The following is a 21,842-nucleotide window of genomic DNA, read 5'->3' on the forward strand; positions in this document are numbered from 1 at the left end:
ACCCGTACCGCCGCGCCCCGGCACATGATCTTGAACGATCGGCAGCCCTCCCGCCGCTGCCGGCACCTGTCCCCACCCTGGAGCCCCTCCGTGCACACCGCCGAGCCCGATGTCGTGACCGATGTGCTGATCGTCGGCAGTGGCCCCGCGGGCGCGTCCGCCGCGCTCGCGCTCAGCACCTACGGCGTACCGAACATCGTCGTCACCCGCCACGCGAGCCTCGCCGACACCCCGCGGGCGCACATCACCAACCAGCGCACCATGGAGGTGCTGCGCGACCTCGGCGTGGAGCGGGAGGTCGTCGCCAAGGCCACCCCGCAGCACCTGATGGGCGACACGACCTTCTGCACCTCCCTCGCGGGCGAGGAACTCGGCCGGGTCCGCTCCTGGGGCAACGACCCGCTGGTCCAGGCCGCGCACGAGCTGGCCAGCCCCACCCGTATGTGCGACATGCCCCAGCACCTCATGGAGCCCGTCCTCGTCGACGCGGCGGTGGCCCGCGGCACGAAGCTGCGCTTCAGCACGGTCTACCAGTCCTTCGTCCAGGACGCCGACGGGGTGACGGTCACCGTCGAGGACCGGCTGCGCGGCGACGAGTACACCATCCGCGCCCGCTACCTCATCGGCGCCGACGGCGGCCGCTCCCAGATCGCCGAGGACGCCGGACTGCCGATGGGCGGCCAGATGGGCGTGGCCGGCAGCATCAACATCGTCTTCGACGCCGACCTCACGAAGTACACCGCGCACCGCCCCTCCACCCTCTACTGGGTGCTGGCGCCCGGCGCGACCGTCGGCGGCATCGGCGCCGGCCTGGTGCGCTGCGTCCGCCCCTGGAACGAGTGGATGATCGTCTGGGGGTACGACGTCACGGCCGGCGCCCCCGACCTGACCACCGAGTACGCCGAGGGGATCGTCCGCAAGCTGGTCGGCGACGACGAGATCCCGGTCACCGTCAGGTCGTCCTCGGCCTGGACCGTCAACGAGATGTACGCCGAGACCTACTCCCACGGCCGGGTCTTCTGCGCCGGGGACGCCACGCACCGCCACCCGCCGTCCAACGGCCTCGGCTCCAACACCTCCGTCCAGGACTCCTACAACCTGGCCTGGAAACTCAAGCTCGTCCTCGACGGCACCGCCTCCCCGCGGCTCCTGGACACCTACACCGCCGAGCGCGCCCCGATCGGCCGCCAGATCGTCACCCGCGCCAACAAGTCGATCGGCGAGACCGCCCCCGTCTTCGAGGCCCTCGACGGACTCTCCCCGCAGACCCCCGAGCAGCTCTGGGCCAACATCGCCGCCCGCAAGGACGACACGGAGGCGGCCCGGAAACAGCGGGCACGACTGCGCGAGGCCATCGCCCACAAGGTGTACGAGTTCAACGCCCACGGCGTCGACCTCAACCAGCGCTACAGCCCCGACGCCTCCACCGCGATCGTCCCCGACGGCACCCCCGACCCCGGCTTCGACCGCGACCCCGAGCTGTACCACCAGCCCACCACCCGCCCCGGCGCCAGGCTCCCGCACGCCTGGATCACCGCGGGCACCCGCACCCTCTCCACCCTCGACACCGTCGGACAGGGCCGCTTCACCCTGCTCACCGGCATCGGCGGCGCCGGCTGGCTGCGCGCGGCCGCCGCGCAGGACCTGGAGATCGCCACCGTCGTGATCGGGCCGGGACAGGAGTACGAGGACCCCTACGGGGACTGGGCACGGCTCAGCGAGATCGCCGACGGGGGAGCGCTGCTGGTGCGCCCCGACGGATACGTGGCCTTCCGCCACGCCGACGCGGCCGAGGACGCCGAGCGGTTGCTCACCGCCGCGCTGCGGCGCATCCTCGGGCATGCCTGAGCGGGAAGGACCCCGGACATGACCAGCCCCTCCACCACGCCCTCCACCACCCCCTCCGCCACCTCCTCCACCACGGCCTACGCCGCCCGTCTCACCGAGGCCGTCGTCGACAGTCTCGACGGCACCGCCGACCCCCGGCTGCGGGACCTGCTCGCCGCCCTCACCCGCCATCTGCACGCCTTCGTCCGCGAGACGCGGCCGACCATGGCGGAGTGGGAGAAGGCGATCGGCTTCCTCACGGCGACCGGACAGACCTGCACGGACACCCGGCAGGAGTTCGTCCTGCTGTCGGACGTGCTCGGCGTCTCCATGCTCGTGGAGACCCTCAACAGCGGCGGCCGGGGAGATGTCACCGAGTCGACGGTCCTCGGCCCCTTCCACATGACCGAGTCCCCGGTCCGCGCGCTCGGCGCCGACATCGACCTGGTCGGCGGCGGCGAACCCTGTGTGGTCAGCGGCCGGGTGCTGGCCCCGGACGGCACCCCGCTGCCCGGTGCGGTCCTCGACGTCTGGCAGGCGAACCCCGAGGGCTTCTACGACGTCCAGCAGCCCGGCGTCCAGCCGGCCGGCAACGGGCGCGGCCTGTTCACGGCGGACGACGAGGGCCGCTTCCGGTTCCGCACCTGTGTGCCCAGCCCCTACCCCATCCCCACCGACGGCCCGGTGGGCGCGCTGCTGAAGGCCACCGGACGCCACCCCTACCGCCCGGCCCACATCCACTTCATCGCCTCCGCCGAGGGACACACCCCGGTCACCACGCACATCTTCGTCGCGGGCAGCGAGCACCTCGACTCCGACGCCGTGTTCGCCGTCAAGGAGAGCCTCGTCCAGGACTTCGCCGAGACCGACGATCCCGCCCTGGCCCGGGAGTTCGGCGTCCCGAACCCCTTCCGGCACGCCCGCTTCGACCTCGTGCTGAACCCGGCCCGGTCATGAAGGACCAGGTCATGAAGGAGTTCACCCACGAGGCCCAGCCCATGCGGGTCGTGCTGCGCCCCGGGGCCGCCGTCACCGCGACCCCCGGCGAGGCCGAACGGCTCGGCCTGCGCAGACTGCTCGTGGTGAGCGGACCCCGCGGGGCGCAGACCGCCCGCGCGGTCGCCGACGCCCTGGGCGCCGCCTGCGCCGGACTGCACACCGAGGCCCGGATGCACGTACCGGCCGAGGTCGCCGACCGGGCCGTCGAGACGGCCCGCGGGGCCGGCGCCGACGGCTGCGTCACCGTCGGCGGCGGCTCCGCCATCGGCCTCGGCAAGGTGATCGCCCTGCGCACCCGGCTGCCCCTGATCGCCGTGCCCTCCACCTACTCCGGTTCCGAGATGACCCCCGTCTGGGGCCTGACCGAGCACGGCGTCAAACGCACCGGCCGCGACCCGTCCGTCCTGCCGCGCGCCGTCGTCTACGACCCCGAACTCACCCTGTCCCTCCCCGTGCCCCTCACCGTGACCAGCGGTGTCAACGCCGTCGCCCACGCCGCCGAGGCCCTGTACGCGCCGGACGCCTCACCGCTGGTGGCGCTCACCGCCGAGGAGGGCGCCCGGGCCATGACCGGCGCCCTGCCCGGCCTCGCGGCGGACCCCCGGGACCTCGACGCCCGGGGCCGCGCCCTCTACGGGGCCTGGCTCTGCGGCACCGCCCTCGGCGCCACCACCATGGGCCTGCACCACAAGCTGTGCCATGTCCTCGGCGGCACCTTCGGCCTGCCGCACGCCGAGACCCACACCGTGCTCCTCCCGTACGTCCTCGCCCACAACGCGCCCGCCGCACCCGGGGCCATGACCGCGCTCGGCCGCGCCCTGGACACCGACGACGTCCCGAACGCCCTGCGGGACCTCACCCGCCGCCTCGGCGCACCCCGCTCCCTGGCCGCACTCGGCCTCAGCGAGGACGACCTTCCCCGCGCGGCGGCCGCGGCCGTCTCGGCGACGTACCCCAATCCGAGGCCCGTCACCGAGGCGGGCGTCCTCGCCGTCCTGCGCGCGGCCCACGCCGGCGACGCGCCGGACACCGCACGCTGACGCACGATCCCGAACCACGATCCCGAACCATGATCCCGAACCACGAGACCGAAAGGTGAACCCATGCCCCTCGGACTGCTCCGGCGGCGCCGCAGGAACGCCGCCGGGGACGCTCCGTCCCGCCTGTTCCCGCTCCCGGGCGGAGCGGGCGCCGTCGTCCGCGAGGTCCTGGACCCGGTGAACCAGCCCCTGGGCGCCGCCGAGGTGACCGTCACCGAACTCCGCGGCCACCAGGTCGTCGCCCGTGGCACCACCGACCCGTACGGCCTGTTCACGGCCGTCCTGCCGCCGGGCGGCTACAGCGTGCTGATCGTCGCCGAGGGGCTCGAACCGCACCGGGAGAGCGTCGAGGTCGTCGCCGAGGCCGGACTGGCCACCCGGCGGGTATGGCTCCAGCCGGGCCGGCAGGCCGAACTCCCGGTCCCCGGCACCTGGCTCTTCGACCCGCCGCACACCGCGGTCCGCTTCATCGCCCAGCACGTCGGCATGGCCCATGTGCACGGCCGCTTCGAACGCTTCGAGGGCGGCATCCAGGTCGCCCAGGACGTCTCCGACTCCCGCGTCCACGTCCGGATCGACGCCTCCAGCATCACCACCGGCAACCACACCCGCGACACCCATCTGCGCTCGGCCGACTTCCTCGACGTCGAGCACTTCCCGTACATCGACTTCCGCAGCACCCGCTTCGCCTACAAGGGCGGCAGCAAATGGACGCTCCAGGGCACCCTCACCATGCACGGCGTGAGCCGGTCCGTGGCCCTGGACACCACCTACCTGGGCATGGTCAACGGAGGCTACGGCGAGGAGCTGCGCTGCGCCGCCCTGGCCAAGGCGGAGCTGCACCGCGAGGACTACACCCTCAACTGGCGCTCGATGCTGGCCCGGGGTATCGCGGTGGTCGGTCCGACCGTCCGACTGGAGCTGGACGTCCAGGCGATGTACCGCACGCACGACACGCCCACCCCGCCGGAGTGAGCGTGCCGCCGTGCGTCGAGGTTGGCGCCGCCGAACGGCGCCACCGAGCACGGACACCGACAGCCCGTACTCCGAGGACCGTGGGCCGGTAGGACAGTCCGTCGTAGGTGCCGCCGGCCGCCAGGACCGCCCCCTGGGCCCACGCTGCAGGTGACGATGTCGTGGACCCGGTCGCGGCCCGGAGGCCGGTGAGCAGGTCGTCCACGAGCTGCCGGCGGGCCGCCGTCCGGCTGCCCGCCCAGTGCACAGGCGAAGGAGAGCCGGGTCACCCGCTCGCTCTCGTCGGCCCACCCCTCGGGCTCCACCTGGACCCGCAGCGCGGCGAGCAGCCGTTGGTACGTGTGGACGTGGGAGGTCCACACGGCCCGCAGGATCGCGACACAGCACGCCCCCGCCGACCGGCGGGCCGTGCGCAGCCGCAACAGTCACCCGCTCGTCATGACGCCCACCTCGCCGCCCGCCTTCCCCTTGATTGGATCACGAGGGCGGCGAGGACGGGTTCCCCCGGGTGAAGGTCACCTCGGCCGTGGCATGGCGGGCCTCGCGGTGGGTCGCGAGGCGCAGCCGGGCGCCGTCGCCGTCGCCGTCAACCGGCGTGCCGTCGGCGAGGAGGTGCTCGCCCGCGAACGCCGGCCGGTGCAGCCGGTACGCCAGCGACCGCACCGGCCGCTCCGGGGCGTGGACCCGCACCAGTTCCAGCAGGAGCAGCGCCAGCAGCGGCCCGTGCACGACCGGACCGGGGTAGCCCTCGACGTCACGGCAGTACGGGGTGTCGTAATGGATGCGATGGGCGTTGGCGGTCAGCGCGCTGAACCGGAACAGCAGGGTCTCCTCCGGGCGCAGCCGCGCCCGCCACGGGCCCTCCGGCTCCGGTACGGCCGTGCCGTCGACGCCGGCCGGACGGCTCGGCGGCGGGCCGTCCCCCGACCGGTAGACGATGTCCTGTTCCTCGACCAGGCGGAGCCGTCCACGCTGGCGGAACTCCTGGCGTTCGGTGACGAACAGCAGCTCGCCGCTGCGGCCCTGCTTGGGTGTCACCGCGGCCAGGCTGCTGACGCGTGCGGCCGGTTCACCGAGCCGCAGCGGCTCGTGGATCTCGCAGCGGCCCCCCGCGAACATCCGCCGCCGCCCGGGGATCGGCGGCAGGAAGCGGGCGTCCCGCAGATGCCCGTCCGGGCCGAGCGCCCGCTGCGGCGGCCAGTGCAGGAAGTACAGCCACTGCCACAGCGGCGGCAGCGGCTCGCCGACGGCCGCGGCGGGGCCGGGCAGGTCCAGCAGCGCCGACAGCGCCGCCGCCGGACCGGGCGGCAGGGGGTCCTTGTCCGTGACCGGCCCGGGACGCCAGGACTCCACATGGGAGGCGAGGGACATGCGGTGTGCCTTTCCTGTCGGAGGGCCGGCCCTCTTCAGACGGCGGGCAGGCCGAGTGCGGCGCGGAAGGAGTTCTTGTTGGCCACCCCGTCGCGGGGCGGCAGGGCGCGCGGCGGTGCCTCGGTGGTGATGAGGACCTGGGCGTACGTCGTCCCGGAGCGCGCCGCGATCCGGCCGGCGAGGTCCTCGGCCTGTGCGGGGTCGGTGATCCGTACGGCGTCCCGGATGCCGAAGCCGCGCGCCACGGCGACCAGGTCGGTGCCCAGACCGGTGTGGCTGGGCTGCATCCCGGTCTCGCCGAAGTGGGCGTTGTCCAGCACCACGAGCGTGAGGTTCGGCGGGAGCAGCGCGCCGATGGTGGCGAGGCTGCCGATGCCCATCAGATGTTCGCCGTCCCCGGTGACCGCCACGACCGGGCGGTCGGGCCGGGCGAGGGCGAGTCCGAGGGCGAGCGGGGCGGCGGCGCCCATCGCACCCCAGAGATAGAAGGTTCCGGGCCGGTCCCCGGCGGCGAACACGTCGTAGCTCGGGGAACCGAGACCGGTGACGACGAGGGTGTCCTCGGGCAGCCGGCCGACCAGGTCGGCGACGAAACGGCGGCGGTCGAGCCGCGGCGGGGCGGTGGTCATCGGTCGTTCTCCCACTTCTTGCGGCCGATCAGCTTCTGTCCGAGCAGCACGGCGATCCGCTCGCCCGCCCCGAACACCGCCTCCAGCGCCGCCTCGACGGTCTCCGCGACCTCCTCGGGGCGGTCGGCCCGCAGCACGGTGACGCCCATCAGCTCCAGCGCCTGCCGGGTGGTGCGGCCCATGGGGCCCTGCCACGGGTTGAACTCGGCGTACTCGCCGCGCATGGTCACCAGCGTCAGGAAGGGGAACCGGCACATCGCCGGCAGGGAGAGCATGTTGACGCAGTTGCCGACACCGCTGCTCTGCATCAGCAGCACGGCCCGCTGCCCGCCCAGCCAGGCCCCGGCGGTCACCGCGACCCCCTCCTCCTCGGTGGTCAGCACCACGTCGTGGATCGCCGGGTCGCGCCGGGCCTCGCGGAGGGTGTGGGCGTGGCCGGCGTCGGGGACGTGGGCGATCTGCCGGACGTCGTACTTCTTCAGCGCGGTGAAGACGTCCTCCTGCCAGGAGGGCGGTGCGGGGGCTCGGGTCTGGCTCATGCCACTCATCATGGGCAGTGATGGGACGGCTTGAACAATAGAAAAACGTGATTACTCCATGCTCAGCCCGCATGGGCCGGCCGGGCGGACGGCCAGCTGCCGCGCCCGACCGCCGCCTCGATCTGCCGGACCAGCTCCCCGGCGACGACCCGGACCGCGGGCGGGGTCCGGCCCGCCCGGGGCGTGGCGAGCACGATCGAGCGCCACACCTCGGGCTCGCACAGCGGCGCGGCGCTCAGGGTGCCGCGCGCCACGTCCTCGGCGATGCCGACCCCCGGCAGCACGGTCCAGCCGTGCCCCGCGAGGACCAACTGCTTCTGCACGCGCAGGGAGTTGGTCTGGACGGCCACGTCCATGGCGGCCCGCGCCCGCCCCGCCGCGCCGTCGATCAGCGCCCGCAGCGCATGACCGGACGCGGGCATGACCAGCGGACGGGCCGCCACCTCGGCGAACGGCACCGGACGGTCGGCCCGCAGCCCGGCCGCCGGGGGAGCGACCACCCACAGGCGCTCCCGCACCAGCGGACGGGCGTTGAGCGAGGGCGTGCTGTCCAGGTTGTAGAGCAGCGTCAGATCCAGGTCGCCGTCGTCCAGCCAGCGCTGGAGATGCCCGGAGTAGCCCGTCATCAGCCGCAGTTCGACACCCGGATGCTCCTGCGCCAGCGCCGAGACCAGGGGCTCGGCGAGCAGGTCCGCCGTGCTCTCCAGCAGACCGGCGGTGACGATCCCGGTCACCGCGCCCGGCGCGGGCTGCACCTCGGCGCGGGCCCGCTCCAGCTCGTGCAGCGCCCGCCGGGCGCGCTCCACCATCACCGTCCCGGCCTCGGTGGGCCGCATGCCCTGCCGGGTCCGCTCGAACAGCGGGACGCCGAGCTCCTCCTCCAGGGTGCGGATCTGCCGGGTCACGGCCGGCTGCACCAGATGCAGCAGCTCGGCGGCGCGGGTGACGCTGCCCACCTCGGCGACCGTGACGAGCGCCTTGAGCTGTTTGAGGTCCATCGTTCTCCCGTCATCCCCGCCCGGTCATCCCCACCCGGCATGGTGCCATCAGGAACTACTATTTCACCGCACGTGCCATGACCGCTCATGATGTCGGAAGCATCGAAGAAGCCCGGAGGTCAGCGCATGACCGAGCCGTCCGAAGCCCCGCTGCCGCTCGCCGGAATCACCGTCGTCAGTGTCGAACAGGCCGTCGCCGCCCCCTACGCCACCCGTCAGCTGGCCGACCTCGGTGCCCGTGTGATCAAGGTGGAGCGCCCCGGAGGCGGTGACTTCGCCCGCCGCTACGACACGACCGTGCACGGGGAGTCCAGCTATTTCGTCTGGCTGAACCGCTCCAAGGAATCCCTGACCCTCGACCTCAAGACGGACGACGGCCGGGAGGCGCTGGAGCGACTCCTGGGCCGGGCCGACGTGTTCGTCCAGAACCTGGCCCCGGGGGCCGCCGCCCGGATGGGCCTCGGGGCGGAGGAGCTGCGCACCCGCTTCCCCTCCCTGATCCCGTGCTCCATCACGGGCTACGGCTCCGACGGCCCCTGGGCCGACCGCAAGGCGTACGACCTGCTGGTCCAGTGCCAGACCGGCCTGGTCTCGCTCACCGGGGGCCCCGCGGAGCCCGCCCGGGTCGGCATCTCCATCGCCGACATCGCCGCCGGCATGTACGCCTACTCGGGCATCCTCACCGCCCTGTTCACCCGGGCCACCACGGGGGTCGCCCGGGCCGTCGAGGTCTCGCTGTTCGAGGCGCTCGCCGAGTGGATGGGCCAGCCCGCTCACTACACCCGTTTCGGCGGCACCCAGCCCCCGCGCGTCGGCACCCAGCACGCCACCATCGCCCCCTACGGCGCCTACACGGCCGCCGACGGCAAGGACGTCCTGTTCTCCATCCAGAACGAACGCGAATGGGCCGCCCTGTGCGAGCGGTTCCTCGGGGACCCCGCCCTCACCGACGACCCCCGCTTCGCCACCGGTCCGGCCCGGGTCGCCCACCGCGACGCGCTGAACGCCCTCGTCGCCGCGCGGTTCGCCGCGTCGGACAGCCGGGAGGTGCGGGACCTGCTGGACGCGGCGGGCATCGCCAACGCCGACGTCAACGACGTGCACGCCTTCCTCGCCCACCCCGTGCTCGCCGACCGGGACCGCTGGCGGCCGGTGACGCTCCCCGGCGGAGCCGAGGTCCCCTCCCTCGTCCCGCCCGTGGACCTGACCGGGGTGGTCCCCCGGATGGACCCGGTCCCGGCCGCGGGCGAGCACACCGACGCCATCCTGGCCGAACTCGGCCTCCCACCGGCAAGGAGCGGCACCGTATGAGCACCCTGGACATCCTCTCCGAGGACGAGCGGTTCGTCGTCCGCACCGTGCGCGACTTCGTGGACAAGGACGTGAGACCGGTCGTCCGCGAACTGGAGCACGCGAACACCTACCCCGAGGCCCTGATCGAGCGGATGAAACACCTCGGCGTCTTCGGTCTCGCGGTCCCCGAGGAGTACGGCGGCACCCCCGTCTCCGTCCCCTGCTACGTGCTGGTCACCGAGGAGCTGGCGCGCGGCTGGATGAGCCTGGCCGGGGCGATGGGCGGTCACACCGTGGTCGCCAAGCTGCTGCTGCACTTCGGCACCGAGGAGCAGAAGCGGCGGTATCTGCCGAGGATGGCCACCGGCGAGCTGCGCGCGACGATGGCGCTGACCGAGCCCGGGGGCGGCTCGGACCTCCAGGCGATGACCACCGTCGCCCGCCGGGAGGGGGACGGGTACGTGGTCGACGGGGCGAAGACCTGGATCACCAACTCCCGGCGCTCGGGCCTGATCGCCCTGCTGTGCAAGACCGACCCCGACGCCGTGCCCGCGCACCGGGGCATCTCCGTCCTGCTCGCCGAGCACGGCCCGGGCCTCACGGTCTCCCGCGATCTGCCCAAGCTCGGCTACAAGGGCGTGGAGAGCTGCGAGCTGTCCTTCGAGGCCTACCGGGCCCCGGCCGACGCCCTGCTCGGCGGGGTCGAGGGCCGGGGGTTCGCGCAGATGATGAAGGGCCTGGAGACCGGCCGCCTCCAGGTCGCCGCCCGCGCCCTGGGCGTGGGCCGGGCGGCGCTGGAGGACGCGCTCGCCTACGCCCAGGAACGCGAGTCGTTCGGCAAGCCGATCTGGCGGCACCAGTCGATCGGGAACTACCTGGCGGACATGGCGACTTCCCTCACCGCCGCCCGTCAGCTCACCCTGTACGCGGCCCGGGAGGCCGAGGCCGGCCGGCGGGTCGACATGGAGGCGGGCATGGCCAAGCTGTTCGCCTCCGAGACGGCTCTGCAGATCGCCCTCAACGCCGTCCGCATCCACGGGGGTTACGGCTACTCGACCGAGTTCGACGTCGAACGCTACTTCCGCGACGCCCCGTTGATGATCGTCGGCGAGGGCACCAACGAGATCCAGCGCAACGTCATCGCGAGCCAGCTGGTGCGGCGCGGGGGCCTCGACACCTGACCGGTCGTCTCACACGCCGGGCCCGCCGCGCCACTCGCGGGGCGACATGCCGTAGGCGGCGCGGAAGGCCCGGCTGAAGTGGGAGTAGCTGGTGAAGCCGAAGCGGTGGGCGACGGCCGTCAGCGCCGGGGCGTCGCGGGCCGGGCGGCCGAGCGCCCGCCGGCAGGCCTCCAGCCGGCGGTGCCGGATCCAGCCGCCGACGGTGGTGCCCTCCTGCTGGAAGAGGCGGTGCACATGGCGGACGGAGAGATGGTGGGCGGCGGCGATCGACCGGGGGGTGAGGTCCGGATCGGTGAGATGGTCCTCGATGAACCCCTTGATGCGCGACCGCAGCAGGGTGCCGGCGGCGTCGCCGTCGGGCCGGGGCGGGTCGTGGGCCAGGCGCTCGGCGGCCACGGTGGCCAGCAGATCGGCGGCGTTGCGGGCGAGCAGGGGGCGCAGATGCGGGGCGTACGTGCCGGCCTGGTCGGCGAGCCGGCAGAGGAACGGCACGACCAGGGCGGTGGTCCCGGAGTCCGGTCGGACGGGTTCCTCGCCGATCCGGCGCAGGTCGGCCTCGCGCAGTCCCAGCGACTGCGGCGGTAGCCGGAAGGCATGGGTGCGGGAGCGGTCCGGGCAGGTGAGGGTGTAGGGCCGGGTCGGGTCGGTGAAGGCGAGGCTCCCGGACGGGAGCGGGGTCCGCCGGCCGCTCTGGCCGACGATCGCACAGCCGCTGTCCTGGAGCAGCACCGTGACCTGGCCGTCGGCCGTGAAGCGGGCGACGGCGCGGGCGGTTCCGGGGACCCGCCGGGGGCCGGCCTCGGTCGTGATGACGTGCAGGGGGCCGAGCCGGTGGGTGGTGACTCTCAAGACGCTTCCTCCCCTGCGGTGATCCTGCCGCTGCTAGACGGGCGGGGCAGAGCACGGGTTGTGACCGAGGAGGCGTCGTCACGGGGCATGTTCTGTGGCGCGGACGGGCAACTCGGTCCGCGCCGCGGCCCTTACCGTCGTGCCGCCCGTCGATCGAACTCCGCAGCCCGTGCGCCGTGCGGGAGTTCCCGGTCCCAGGAGATGCGCGCGATGACCACTGCCCGCCCGGACCCCTCGGCGCCGCCGCCCCTGCCGGAACCCGGGGTGCCCTGGCGGGCGTTGAGCGTGGCCCGGGAGACGGTGCCGCGCGAGGCGACCGAGTGGGAGCAGCCGCCCTCGGAGGGTTTCCGGATCGTCGCGCATCTGCGGGGCGCCGCCCTGTTCGACGCGGACACCGGTGACGGCCGGTGGCGTACGGCGTCGTGCGCGCCCGGCGACGTCTGCCGGATCCCGCCGGGGCACCGCGTCCGGGTCCGCCGCCGGCTGGTCGGGCCCGACCCCCTGGAGCTGGTGCACATCCTGCTGCCGACGGAGGTCTTCGGGCGCCACACGGCCGAGGAGCCGGGCGGCCGGCCCGTCGATCTCCGGGCGCTGGAGCGGCTGCCGGAACCGGATCCGCTGGTCGTCACGATGGCCGTGGCGCTGGTCCGGGCCCGCGAGGCCGGGGCGGGGCAGCTCTACGCGGACTCCGCGGCGGAGTACCTCGCGGCCCATCTCCTCGCGCCCCTGCACGGCGTGGCCACCGCCCCCGGCGCCCTCGGTCGGCGGCAGCTGGACACCGTCGTCGCGTACATGCGGGCCCATCTCGCCGACCGCGTCGGACTGGACGACCTGGCCCGTCAGGTCGCCCTGAGCCGGTTCCATTTCCTCCGGCTGTTCTCCGCGACGACCGGGCGGACACCCCATCAGTTCCTCACCGGTCTGCGGATCGAGACCGCGCGCCGGCTGCTGGAGACGGGTGACGAACCGGTGGGCAGGATCGGCCGGTCGTGCGGGTTCAGCACGGCCAGCCACTTCACCACGGTGTTCCGCCGGGAGGTCGGCCACACGCCCACGGAGTACCGGCGGCTCCGGCGCGCACCCGCGTGACCGGACGGGACAGGCCCGGCCGAGGGGGCACCCGGCCGGGCCTGTGGAGGGAGACGGATCAGATGTAATCGGCCCAGTAGGTGCTGAACCTGCCGACGCCGAGGTCGGCGAGCACACCGAACGCGGCGGGGCTGAGGTCCACGTCGTACGCCGCGCAGTTCGCACACCGGTCGACGATCTTCGCCCACACGGCCTTCCCGCCCGCGGCGTAGACGATCACGTACTTGCCGCACACGGGGGAGTTGTTCGGGTTGGGGTAGCTGCCGTACATCTGCGGGGAGACGGCCGCCACCAGCTCGTTGTCGCCGTGCCACTCACCGCACGCCCCGACGCCGACGCTCGGGTTGTACCAGGTGATGCTCCCGTAGTGCCAGGTCTCGGCGGAGGCCGGGGAGGCGCCCAACGCGGACGTGGCCGCGATGCCGGCGGCGACTGCGCCGACCGTCAGAGTGCGCCGGGTGGCGCCCTTCATGGCTTTGACGGACTTCACGATGCTGAACACGTTTCAGCTCCTGCGGAAGAGAGGACGAGAGGGCGAACTCCGGTTCCGGAACCGTGCACTTGCTGTGGCCGGAAAGGACGATACGCACTCGACCCGCAGGAGCTGTGTCGTGAACGTGCGGTCGACTAACGCGATGTTGAGGCCCGCACCAGGGCGTCGAACAGCCCTTGTTGTGCGGGGTCGTCATGGGCGGTGTCCTCGGGGTGCCACTGGACGGCGGTGAACCAGCCCCGGGATCCCGGGAGTTCGAGGCCCTCCACGGTCCCGTCGGCGGCCCGGGCCGTGACCGTGAGTCCCGTACCGGTGCGGTCCACGCGCTGGTGGTGGTAGCAGGACGCCTCGGCCTTCTCCGTGCCGAGCGCCCGTTCCAGCAGGGAGCCGCGCCGGACCGGCACCGGGTGCACGAGATGCCGGTGCTCACGCCCGGGACCGCCCATGTCCTGCTCCAGGGTGCCTCCCAGGGCGACGTTCACGACCTGGAGGCCCCGGCAGACCGCCAGCAGCGGCAGACCCTCGTCGAGGGCGTGCCGGGCGAGCGCGAGGTCGAAGGCGTCCTGGGTGTCGTCGACGTCGTAGACGCTGGAGTGGGTGCCGGTGGCGCCGTAGCGGTGCGGGGCGAGGTCGCCGCCGCCGGGGAGCAGCACGCCGTCGAAGCGCTGGAGACGGCCGGGCAGCTCCCCGGGGGCGGGGTGGAGGCTCACCGGTTCGCCGCCCGCCCGCCAGACGGCCTCGATCAGGGCGCGGGCGTTGACCTCCGCGGCGTACCGCAGGGCGGAGGTCGTCGCGGAGAAGCGGGCGGGGATCGCGATCAGCGGTCGGGCGGGACCGCTCGTACGGCTCACAGCTGGATCCAGGTGGTCTTGAGTTCGGTGTACTTCTCGAGCGCGTGGGCGGACTTGTCGCGGCCGTTGCCGGACTGCTTCATGCCGCCGAAGGGGACGGTCAGATCGCCTTCCTCGTAGCAGTTGACCCAGACCGTGCCGGCTCTGAGGGCGCGGGAGATCCTGTGGGCGGTGGACAGGTCGGAGGTCCACAGGCCGGCGGCGAGGCCGTACTCGGTGGCGTTGGCGAGCCGGACCGCCTCGTCCGGGTCGTCGAAGGCGAGGACGGACAGGACGGGCCCGAAGATCTCCTCCCGGGCCAGCCGCATCCCGGGGTCGACCCGGTCGAAGACGGTGGGCCGCAGGAAGCTGCCGCCGCTGTCGGCCAGCGTCCGTCCGCCGCCCGCGCGCAGCCGGGCGCCCTCGTCGAGGCCGGTGCCGATGTGGCCGAGGACGCGCTCCAGATGGGCCTCGCCGACCAGGGCGCCCATCTCGGTCGCCGGGTCGAGCGGGTCGCCGATCCGCAGCTCGCGGGCGCGCGCCACGACCGCCTCGGTGACCTGCTCGGCGACGGAGGAGTGGACCAGGAGCCGGGAGGGGGCGGTGCACATCTCGCCCTGGTTGAAGAAGATGCCCCAGGCGGCGGTGGCGGCGGCCTTCTCCAGGTCGGGTGCGTCGGGCAGGACGATGTTCGGCGACTTGCCGCCCAGCTCCAGCCAGACCCGCTTGAGGTTGGAGTCGGCGGCGTAGCGCAGGAAGTGCCGGCCGACGGCGGTGGAGCCGGTGAAGGCCAGCACGTCCACGTCCGGGTGGAGCCCGAGGGCCCGGCCGGCCACCGGCCCGTCCCCGGTCACCACGTTCAGCACGCCCGGCGGCAGCCCGGCCTCGGTGGCGAGGCGGCCGAGCAGCAGCGCCGACAGCGGTGAGTTCTCGGAGGGCTTCAGTACGACCGTGCAGCCGGCGGCCAATGCCGGGGCGACCTTCCAACTCGCCAGGGTCAGGGGGAAGTTCCACGGGACGACGGCCCCGACGACCCCGGCCGGTTCCCGGGTGACCAGGGCCAGGGCGTCCGGCGCGGTGTGGGGCGACTCGTCGGTGAGTTTGTCGGCGAGCTGCCCGTACCAGCGGAACGTGGTGATCGCGGCGCGCAGTTCGATCGCGTAGGCGTCCGTGATCGGTTTGCCCATCTCCAGGCTGATGGTCAGGGCCAGGTCGGTGCGGTGTGCCTCGAGCAGGTCGGCGAGGCGCAGCAGGATCCGGCCGCGGTCGGCGGGCGCGAGGCGGGGCCAGGGGCCGGAGTCGAAGGCGCGGCGGGCGGCGGCCACGGCCAGGTCCACCTCGGCCTGCCCGGCGTCCGCGACCTCGGCCAGGACCTGGCCGTCACGGGGCGAGACGACGGCGAACGTGGACCCGCCGCCCGGCTCCTCCCGCCCGTCGACGTGGTGCCGGGTGGGCGGGGTCAGGTCCTTGGCACGGCGCAGCAGCTCGTCGTGGGCGAGGGCCGGCATCAGCGGTTCTCCTCCTGGTCGCCGGAACCGAGGGCGCCGGAATCGACGGCGTCGGAACCGGTCACGGGCGCGCCCACCGCGACGGGCGGCCGCCGGGTCAGCCGGGCCACGATCACGCCCAGGACGAGCACGGCCGGGACGGTCAGCTGGAGCCAGAGGGCGGTGGCCGAGTCGCCGCCGATGAGCGTGGTGAAGTTCTGGACGATCAGCCAGATCGTCCCGGCGATGCCGAGCGCGCCCAGCACGGGGGCGATCACCGTGTTCCAGAGCCGGGTGTCGGCACCCGTGCGGCGGAAGAAGACGATCACGGCGACGGAGGTCAGGAAGTACAGCAGCATCGCGGCCAGCACCGCGACCCCGCTGAACCAGGAGAAGAGGGTCAGCACCGGGTCCTTGCCGAGGACCGCGAACGGCATCACCAGCGCCACCGCGATCACCGTCTGGACGATGCCGGCCACCCAGGGGGAGTGCCGGCGGTTGAGCGCGGTCAGCCCGTGCGGCAGCAGACCCTCGCGGCCCAGCGAGAACAGATAGCGGTTGGCGGAGTTGTGGAAGGCGAGGATGCCCGCGAACAGCGAGGTCGCCAGCAGGACGGGCAGCACATCGCCGACCCAGGACCCGAACTGGGCGGTGATCGGGGCGAAGACGAAGGAGGTGGCGTCACCGGAGGCCAGCGCCTTGCCCGCCTCGTCGGCGACCTTGGACGCGCCGTGCGCGGAGACCAGCATCCACGAGGTGAAGGCGAAGAAACCCGTGACGACGGCGACCGAGAGATAGGTGGCGCGCGGGACGGTCTTCTTCGGCTCCCGCGCCTCCTCGCCGTAGATGGCGGTGGCCTCGAAACCGAACATCGACGCCACGGCGAACATCAGCGCCACGCCGGGAGCGCCCTGGAGCGCGGCGTGCGCGGAGAAGCTGTCGCCGATGCCGAGCCCCTCGGGGCCGCCGCCCTTGAACAGGGTGACCAGCGCGAAGACGATCAGGATGCTGAACTCGGCGAGGACGAACACGGTGAGCACCTTGGCGCCCATCTCGATCCCGGAGGCGCCGAGGAACTGGACGATCACCATGGTGACCAGCGTCCACACCCACCAGTCGACGTGGACGCCGGCGTAGTGGTCGACCAGGGCGCTCACCGTGGCGCCGTAGAGCCCGTACATGGCGGCCTGGACGGCGCAGTAGGCGAAGAGGGCCACACCGGCGCTGCCGGAGCCGGTCGAGCGGCCGAGGCCCTTGCCGATGTAGGTGTAGAAGGCGCCGGCGTCGACGACGTGGCGGCCCATGGCGACGAAGCCGATGGAGAAGAGCAGGACCACGACACCGGCCGCGAGGTACGCGGCGGGGGCGCCGGCCCCGTTGCCGATGGCGATGGCGATGGGGACCGCGCCGGCGATACCGGTCAGCGGTGCCTGCGCGGAGAGGACGAAGAACAGGATGCCCAGGACGCCGAGCGAGTCGGGCTTGAGCCTGCCTGCGGTGGAGGAATCGTGCGCGGAGTGCGGGGAGACCGCCGTCTGACTGTCCACTCGGTTCACCTGTCGGGGACGGGGAGGGATGGGATTTCGTTTTGGGTCAAACGAGTTGCCTTATCGTGTGCGGGAGCTATCCGTTTGGCAAGGGGTTGCGGCGGGTTTTCTGGCCCCGCGGCACGCGAAAGCCCCGGACGTCGGACGTCCGGGGCCGGGAGAAGTGCAGGTCGGAGGGTTACGGGTGGGCGTCGCCCGGGCTGTCGCCGTTCGCGTCGAGCAGCCGGAGCAGGGAGCGCAGCTCCTCCACGGCGGCGTCCGTGACCTCCGGCTCCCCGAGGATCAGCTGGTGCAGGACGAGCCCGTCGAGCGCGGCGAAGACCAGCCGGGTCAGTGCCCGGTCCGCGCCGCCCGGCAGCATACGGCTCAGCTCGCGCCGGGTGGCGTCGAAGTACTGGTCGTAGAGCGCGCGCAGCTGGGGCAGCAGCTCCGGCCTGCGGCGCGACTCCAGCAGCAGCTCGTACTGGAAGGCCTGGGTGTCCGGGTCCGCCGTGACCATCTCCGACAGGCCGGTCGAGAAGTCCGCGACCTTGCCGGTGCCCGGCTCCAGGGAGCTGGTGCTCAGCGAGGTGCGGATCGTGTGGGCCAGGGCCTCCTCGATCAGCGTGTCGCGCGAGCCGAAGTGGTGGACGACGAGCCCGTGGGTGACACCGGCCTCCTCCGCGACGGCCCGGTAGGTGAGTCTGCGCAGTCCGCCCCTCGCCACCACGCGTACGGCCGCGTTCAGCAGGGCCTCGCGGCCCTCGCCGTACTGGAGCCGTTTGCGCGACGGCCGGCCCCCGGGGCCCGCGGTGGAATCGGTCATGCGGCGACCCTATCGCGGGGCGGCGGGGTGACCTTCAACACATCCGACGTCTGTGCCGCAGCAAGTGGCTTCATTCTGCACTTGTTGCTCATCACGCACTGTTCCCGCAGGGCGAGCACGTGTCACCCGATCTCTGACGTTGCGTCATATTGCTTTCGGGAAGCGGAGGACGGGGCTCGCCCCGGACTTCGGGGAGGCGGCGTCCGGCGGAACGAGGCGCTCCCGTCCGCCGTTCCTGCCTCTAGTCTGGTGCCAGACCCCCCACAGGGCCTTCCCCCGCAGCGTGGGCGGGACTCCCGCCCGCCCCCACGAGAACAGGCGGCCGAGGGCATGAAATCACTGCGCCCAGAAGACCCCGAGCAGCTAGGGCCCTACCGCCTCCTGGCGCGGCTGGGGGCCGGCGGTATGGGCCGGGTCTATCTGGCGCGCGCCGCGGACGGCCGTACCGTCGCGGTCAAGGTCATCCGCCCCGAGATGGCCGAGGACCGGAACTTCCGCATCCGCTTCCGCCGGGAGGTGGCCGCCGCGGCGGCGGTCGGCGGTGTCTACACGGCACCGGTGCTCGACGCCGCGCCGGACGCCGAGACGCCCTGGCTCGCCACCGCCTACGTGCCCGGCCCCACCGTCGCCGAGGCGGTCGCCGAACACGGGCCGCTGCCGGTGGAGACGGTCCTCGCGCTGGGCGCCGGCATCGCCGAGGCGCTGATCGCGGTGCACGCCGAGGGGCTGGTGCACCGCGACCTCAAACCGTCCAACGTGCTGCTGGCCGCCGACGGCCCGCGCGTCATCGACTTCGGCATCGTCCGCGCCCGGGACGGCTATGAACTCACCGGTGACGGCTCCCTGTTCGGGTCGCTCGACTACATGTGCCCCGAGCAGGCCACCGGGGAGCAGATGGGGCCGGAGGGGGACGTCTTCTGCCTCGGGTCGGTGCTCGCGTTCGCCGCGTCCGGCCACGCGCCCTTCGGCGGGGCCGCCGGAGCCGCGCTGCTCTACCAGGTGGTGCACGGCTCGGCCGATCTGACCCAGGTGCCCGAACCGCTCGACAAGATCATCAGCCTCTGCCATGCCAAGGACCCGGCCCTGCGGATCGACCCCGACCGGCTCTCCGCCGCCTGTGCGCCCGGCGGCGCCGAACAGGTGCTCACCGAGGGGTGGTTGCCCGGTTCGGTGGCCGACATGATCGCCGCGCGCCGGGCGGCCGCGGCGCTCGCCGAGCGCCGGGCGATCGCGACGGACCTCGCCCGGGGCGCGGGCACGTCCGACGGCGTGCGGACCGCGGAACCGTCCGCCTCCGCCGACGCGCCCGACCCGGAGTCCTCCGCGCCCGGCCGGCGCGGATCGGCCTACGCGACGGTGGGATGGCCGGCGTACGACACCGCCGTCGCCGGTGAGCAGGGCGGCGCGGCCGCCGACGGCTGCCCCGGCGGGCGCGGTACGGCGGGCGTCGGCGGGGCGGGGGAACTGGGGGACGGGGGCGGTCGCGCACACGATGCCGGTCGCGCACACGATGCCGGTCGCCCGTACGACGCCGATCGCCCGTACGACGCCGGTCGCCCCTACGATGCCGGTCGCGAGGACGGTGCCGGAGCCCTCGCCACCGCGCCCCGGGACGCGGAACTCCAGGCCCCCGGACGGCGACCGCAGGAGCGGCCGGGCCGGACGACGGTGCCGGACCCGGTGCGGGCGGGCTCCCGGGGAGGGGTGGACGATCCCGCGCCGGAACGTTCCGCCACCCCCACCCCGCACCGCGCCCGCACCCGCTCCCGGGTCTCCCGGCGCACCCTCCTCACCGCGGCGGCGGCCGGTACGGCGCTCATCGGGGGCGCCGCCGCCGTGGCCGCGCGAAGAAGGCCGGGTGCCGCAGGGGTGCGCCCGGCCGGCCCGCCCCCCGAACCGGCCTGGGTCTTCCGGGGCGGCCCGCTGCTCCAGGCCCCGGCCGTCTTCCAGAACGGCACGGCCCTGCTCAAGACCCGCCCCGGCACGATGATCTGCCTCGACGTGACGAACGGCGCCCGGCCCAAGTGGGTCTACCAGGGCATCAGCCTCTCGCCCACGCCCGTCCTGCTGACGTACGACGCCGCGGTCGCGCTCGGCGGGACGGGGGCGACCCTGATCGGCGTCGACCCGGCCAGCGGCACCGAGAAGTTCACCCTCGACTTCGGCGAGGACTACCAGTTCGACCAGCTGCTGGGCAGCTACGACGGCTACGCCGTCTCGGTCCTCGGCGCCAGTCTGCAGCGCCGGTCGGGGGAGCAGGGCGTGGCGACCTCCACCAGCACGGTCTTCGGCGTCGACCTGCGGGCCCGCCGGGCCCTCGTCATCCCCATCGACCCCGAGGACGTCGGCGTCCCCCTGCAACCCGTCATCACCTCGAACTCCTTCGTCTACGCCGACGGACTGCGCAACGTCGCCGTCCGTGACACCCGGGACGGCGGCACCCTGCGCTGGCGGCACCAGGTCGGCTACGACCTGCGGCCCGGCCTCGCGGTGCTCGGCCGGACCGTGTTCGCCATCGGCTCCGAGTTCATCGCCCTGGACCTGGACAGCGGGAGGATCCGCTGGCAGGCCAAGGCGGAGCACGGCATGTTCGCCTCCCTCGGGGCGGGCGGCAACACGGTCTACGCCACCGGCACCGACCCGTACGGCGTCCACGCCTTCAACGCGGCGAACGGCACCCGGCGCTGGTTCTGCGAGACGCCCCGCCTCAACGTCGACAGCCCGATCGCGGTCGGCGCGCACGCCGTCTACGTCCCGGCGTACGAGAACAAGGACGGCTTCTACGCCATCGACACCGCCTCCGGCCGGCTGCTGTGGAACTTCACCGACGGCCGCGAGACCGGCGTCAACGACTGGCAGCTCTCCTGCGACGGAGCCGGACACCTCGTGGCCCAGCACTTCGACCGGGCCTACGGACTGCCCGTCACCTGAGCGGCGCGTAGGCTCCGGCCCGTGAGCAGCCCGACCCCGCCCGACTGGAGCCGCCTCCACCACGCCTACGGCCGGGCGACGGACGTCCCCGGGTGGCTGGCCGCGCTGGCGGACCCCGATCCCGCGGTCCGGCACGCGGCCGTGTCGGCGCTCGGCGGCAGCGTGTACCACCAGGGCACCCGCTGGCCCGCGAGCGCCCATGTCGTCGCGCCCCTGGTCACCCTCCTCGACAGCCCCGGAACACCGGACCGGGTCACCGCCCTCCACCTCCTGCACGCGGTCGCCGTCGGCGATCTGCCCGACGACCGGCTCCCCTTCGACCCCGCACGGGCCTTCGCCGCCGCCGACCGGATCGGCCCCGAGGACGAACGGTCGGTGATCCGCTTCCTGTTCGAGGAGGACGACCCGGACCCCGACTCCGTCGCCGACGTGGCCGACGCCGTGGCCCTGCGCTGGGCCGCCGACGCCTACCGGGCGGCCGAACGCCGTGCGGGGTCCCTCCTCGGCCTGCTCGCCGACCCCGACGCCGCCGTGGCGGCCCACGCGGCGGCCCTGGCGGTCTGGTTCCCACGCCTGCCCGGCCTGCCGGAGGCGCTCACCGCCGTCCCCCACGACCGCACCCCCGCCCGGGCGTCCGCCAACCTCGCCCTGGCCCACCTTCCCGGCCCCCTCACCCCCGCCGAACGCGACACCCTGACCGCCTGCCGGGACGCCCCGGACACGGCGGTCCGTCTCACCGCGGCCATCGCGACGGCCCGCCGCCACCCGACGCCGCCGCCGGACGAGGCCCTGACGATCCTCGTCGACGCCGACGCCGCCGAGGTCCCCGGCAGCGTCCCCGGCTGGTCCCGCTCCCTGCGCGGCCACACCGCCCGCACCCTCCACCACCTCGGCCTCTGACACTCTTGCTCGGGACAATCTTCGCTCTGGACGCTTGACAGAAGAATGGTGGATGTCGC

General features: G+C 73.6%; 19 protein-coding genes. 9 read left to right on the forward strand and 10 right to left on the reverse strand.

Annotation, left to right across the window (positions count from 1 at the left end):
• Positions 1 to 90: 90 nt before the first annotated feature.
• From ABZ490_RS35885 to ABZ490_RS35900, 4 genes are all read left to right on the forward strand, one after another.
• Positions 91 to 1,848, forward strand: coding sequence for an FAD-dependent monooxygenase (locus ABZ490_RS35885; protein WP_358999956.1), 1,758 nt, complete (start codon positions 91 to 93; stop codon positions 1,846 to 1,848).
• An 18-nt stretch (positions 1,849 to 1,866) separates the two neighbouring features.
• A complete protein-coding gene (locus ABZ490_RS35890; RefSeq protein ID WP_358999959.1) occupies positions 1,867 to 2,784 on the forward strand; it encodes an intradiol ring-cleavage dioxygenase in 918 nt (305 codons plus the stop codon).
• Positions 2,785 to 2,795: 11 nt separating this feature from the next.
• Entirely contained in the window at positions 2,796 to 3,866 is a 1,071-nt protein-coding gene (locus tag ABZ490_RS35895) for a maleylacetate reductase (RefSeq protein ID WP_358999962.1), read from the forward strand.
• A 63-nt stretch (positions 3,867 to 3,929) separates the two neighbouring features.
• Positions 3,930 to 4,841 carry a YceI family protein gene (locus tag ABZ490_RS35900; protein WP_358999965.1) on the forward strand — a complete coding sequence of 304 codons (912 nt, stop codon included), beginning with the start codon at positions 3,930 to 3,932 and terminating at the stop codon, positions 4,839 to 4,841.
• 477 nt (positions 4,842 to 5,318) lie between these two features.
• On the opposite strand, the gene ABZ490_RS35905 is transcribed toward ABZ490_RS35900, so the two are convergent.
• The 4 genes from ABZ490_RS35905 to ABZ490_RS35920 form a co-directional block, all read right to left on the reverse strand.
• Entirely contained in the window at positions 5,319 to 6,212 is an 894-nt protein-coding gene (locus ABZ490_RS35905; protein ID WP_358999967.1) for a MaoC family dehydratase N-terminal domain-containing protein, read from the reverse strand.
• Between the two features lie 35 nt (positions 6,213 to 6,247).
• Positions 6,248 to 6,841: a thiamine pyrophosphate-dependent enzyme gene (locus tag ABZ490_RS35910; protein ID WP_358999970.1), complete on the reverse strand. Its 594-nt coding sequence runs from the start codon at positions 6,839 to 6,841 to the stop codon at positions 6,248 to 6,250.
• Positions 6,838 to 7,380, reverse strand: coding sequence for a phosphonopyruvate decarboxylase (locus ABZ490_RS35915; protein WP_358999973.1), 543 nt, complete (start codon positions 7,378 to 7,380; stop codon positions 6,838 to 6,840). The genes ABZ490_RS35910 and ABZ490_RS35915 overlap by 4 nt, the downstream gene beginning before the upstream one ends.
• A 62-nt stretch (positions 7,381 to 7,442) precedes the next feature.
• Positions 7,443 to 8,378: a LysR family transcriptional regulator gene (locus tag ABZ490_RS35920; RefSeq protein WP_358999975.1), complete on the reverse strand. Its 936-nt coding sequence runs from the start codon at positions 8,376 to 8,378 to the stop codon at positions 7,443 to 7,445.
• A gap of 126 nt (positions 8,379 to 8,504) precedes the next feature.
• Here ABZ490_RS35920 and ABZ490_RS35925 point away from each other — a divergent pair, with 126 nt between their 5' ends.
• Both ABZ490_RS35925 and ABZ490_RS35930 read left to right on the forward strand, forming a co-directional pair.
• Positions 8,505 to 9,689 (forward strand): CaiB/BaiF CoA-transferase family protein, encoded by a 1,185-nt coding sequence (locus ABZ490_RS35925; RefSeq protein WP_358999978.1) that lies wholly within the window; start codon positions 8,505 to 8,507, stop codon positions 9,687 to 9,689.
• Positions 9,686 to 10,852 (forward strand): acyl-CoA dehydrogenase family protein, encoded by a 1,167-nt coding sequence (locus tag ABZ490_RS35930; protein WP_358999981.1) that lies wholly within the window; start codon positions 9,686 to 9,688, stop codon positions 10,850 to 10,852. The genes ABZ490_RS35925 and ABZ490_RS35930 overlap by 4 nt, the downstream gene beginning before the upstream one ends.
• A 9-nt stretch (positions 10,853 to 10,861) precedes the next feature.
• Here the strand turns inward: ABZ490_RS35930 and ABZ490_RS35935 are convergent, their stop codons facing one another.
• Positions 10,862 to 11,701 carry a helix-turn-helix domain-containing protein gene (locus ABZ490_RS35935; protein WP_358999984.1) on the reverse strand — a complete coding sequence of 280 codons (840 nt, stop codon included), beginning with the start codon at positions 11,699 to 11,701 and terminating at the stop codon, positions 10,862 to 10,864.
• Positions 11,702 to 11,911: 210 nt separating this feature from the next.
• Here ABZ490_RS35935 and ABZ490_RS35940 point away from each other — a divergent pair, with 210 nt between their 5' ends.
• Positions 11,912 to 12,790 carry an AraC family transcriptional regulator gene (locus ABZ490_RS35940; RefSeq protein WP_358999988.1) on the forward strand — a complete coding sequence of 293 codons (879 nt, stop codon included), beginning with the start codon at positions 11,912 to 11,914 and terminating at the stop codon, positions 12,788 to 12,790.
• A gap of 58 nt (positions 12,791 to 12,848) precedes the next feature.
• Here the strand turns inward: ABZ490_RS35940 and ABZ490_RS35945 are convergent, their stop codons facing one another.
• The 5 genes from ABZ490_RS35945 to ABZ490_RS35965 form a co-directional block, all read right to left on the reverse strand.
• Entirely contained in the window at positions 12,849 to 13,292 is a 444-nt protein-coding gene (locus ABZ490_RS35945; protein ID WP_358999991.1) for an RlpA-like double-psi beta-barrel domain-containing protein, read from the reverse strand.
• A gap of 125 nt (positions 13,293 to 13,417) precedes the next feature.
• Positions 13,418 to 14,134 carry a gamma-glutamyl-gamma-aminobutyrate hydrolase family protein gene (locus ABZ490_RS35950; RefSeq protein WP_358999994.1) on the reverse strand — a complete coding sequence of 239 codons (717 nt, stop codon included), beginning with the start codon at positions 14,132 to 14,134 and terminating at the stop codon, positions 13,418 to 13,420.
• Positions 14,131 to 15,621 (reverse strand): aldehyde dehydrogenase, encoded by a 1,491-nt coding sequence (locus ABZ490_RS35955; protein ID WP_358999997.1) that lies wholly within the window; start codon positions 15,619 to 15,621, stop codon positions 14,131 to 14,133. Before ABZ490_RS35955 ends, ABZ490_RS35950 begins: the two co-directional genes overlap by 4 nt.
• Entirely contained in the window at positions 15,621 to 17,147 is a 1,527-nt protein-coding gene (locus tag ABZ490_RS35960; RefSeq protein WP_359000000.1) for an APC family permease, read from the reverse strand. Before ABZ490_RS35960 ends, ABZ490_RS35955 begins: the two co-directional genes overlap by 1 nt.
• Positions 17,148 to 17,325: 178 nt before the next feature.
• Positions 17,326 to 17,952 carry a TetR family transcriptional regulator gene (locus tag ABZ490_RS35965; RefSeq protein WP_359000003.1) on the reverse strand — a complete coding sequence of 209 codons (627 nt, stop codon included), beginning with the start codon at positions 17,950 to 17,952 and terminating at the stop codon, positions 17,326 to 17,328.
• 330 nt (positions 17,953 to 18,282) lie between these two features.
• Between ABZ490_RS35965 and ABZ490_RS35970 the strand changes: the two genes are divergently transcribed.
• The gene (locus tag ABZ490_RS35970) at positions 18,283 to 20,883 is read left to right on the forward strand and encodes a protein kinase (protein WP_359000006.1); all 2,601 of its coding nucleotides are present in this window, start codon (positions 18,283 to 18,285) and stop codon (positions 20,881 to 20,883) included.
• Between the two features lie 21 nt (positions 20,884 to 20,904).
• Positions 20,905 to 21,783, forward strand: a complete 879-nt coding sequence (locus tag ABZ490_RS35975; RefSeq protein WP_359000009.1) for a hypothetical protein — start codon at positions 20,905 to 20,907, stop codon at positions 21,781 to 21,783.
• Positions 21,784 to 21,842 lie beyond the last annotated feature (59 nt).

Origin of the sequence: Streptomyces sp. NPDC005811, from assembly GCF_040630405.1 — a bacterium.
In the GTDB taxonomy this organism is placed as follows: domain Bacteria; phylum Actinomycetota; class Actinomycetes; order Streptomycetales; family Streptomycetaceae; genus Streptomyces.

Excerpts from the sequence above, each read along its gene's own strand:
- ABZ490_RS35940 (WP_358999988.1), top strand. The coding sequence starts at position 11,912 with ATGACCACTGCCCGCCCGGACCCCTCGGCGCCGCCGCCCCTGCCGGAA.
- ABZ490_RS35965 (WP_359000003.1), bottom strand. The coding sequence starts at position 17,952 with ATGACCGATTCCACCGCGGGCCCCGGGGGCCGGCCGTCGCGCAAACGG.
- ABZ490_RS35915 (WP_358999973.1), bottom strand. The coding sequence starts at position 7,380 with ATGAGCCAGACCCGAGCCCCCGCACCGCCCTCCTGGCAGGAGGACGTC.
- ABZ490_RS35955 (WP_358999997.1), bottom strand. The coding sequence starts at position 15,621 with ATGCCGGCCCTCGCCCACGACGAGCTGCTGCGCCGTGCCAAGGACCTG.
- ABZ490_RS35910 (WP_358999970.1), bottom strand. The coding sequence starts at position 6,841 with ATGACCACCGCCCCGCCGCGGCTCGACCGCCGCCGTTTCGTCGCCGAC.
- ABZ490_RS35925 (WP_358999978.1), top strand. The coding sequence starts at position 8,505 with ATGACCGAGCCGTCCGAAGCCCCGCTGCCGCTCGCCGGAATCACCGTC.
- ABZ490_RS35905 (WP_358999967.1), bottom strand. The coding sequence starts at position 6,212 with ATGTCCCTCGCCTCCCATGTGGAGTCCTGGCGTCCCGGGCCGGTCACG.
- ABZ490_RS35895 (WP_358999962.1), top strand. The coding sequence starts at position 2,796 with ATGAAGGAGTTCACCCACGAGGCCCAGCCCATGCGGGTCGTGCTGCGC.
- ABZ490_RS35900 (WP_358999965.1), top strand. The coding sequence starts at position 3,930 with ATGCCCCTCGGACTGCTCCGGCGGCGCCGCAGGAACGCCGCCGGGGAC.
- ABZ490_RS35920 (WP_358999975.1), bottom strand. The coding sequence starts at position 8,378 with ATGGACCTCAAACAGCTCAAGGCGCTCGTCACGGTCGCCGAGGTGGGC.
- ABZ490_RS35890 (WP_358999959.1), top strand. The coding sequence starts at position 1,867 with ATGACCAGCCCCTCCACCACGCCCTCCACCACCCCCTCCGCCACCTCC.
- ABZ490_RS35930 (WP_358999981.1), top strand. The coding sequence starts at position 9,686 with ATGAGCACCCTGGACATCCTCTCCGAGGACGAGCGGTTCGTCGTCCGC.
- ABZ490_RS35970 (WP_359000006.1), top strand. The coding sequence starts at position 18,283 with ATGAAATCACTGCGCCCAGAAGACCCCGAGCAGCTAGGGCCCTACCGC.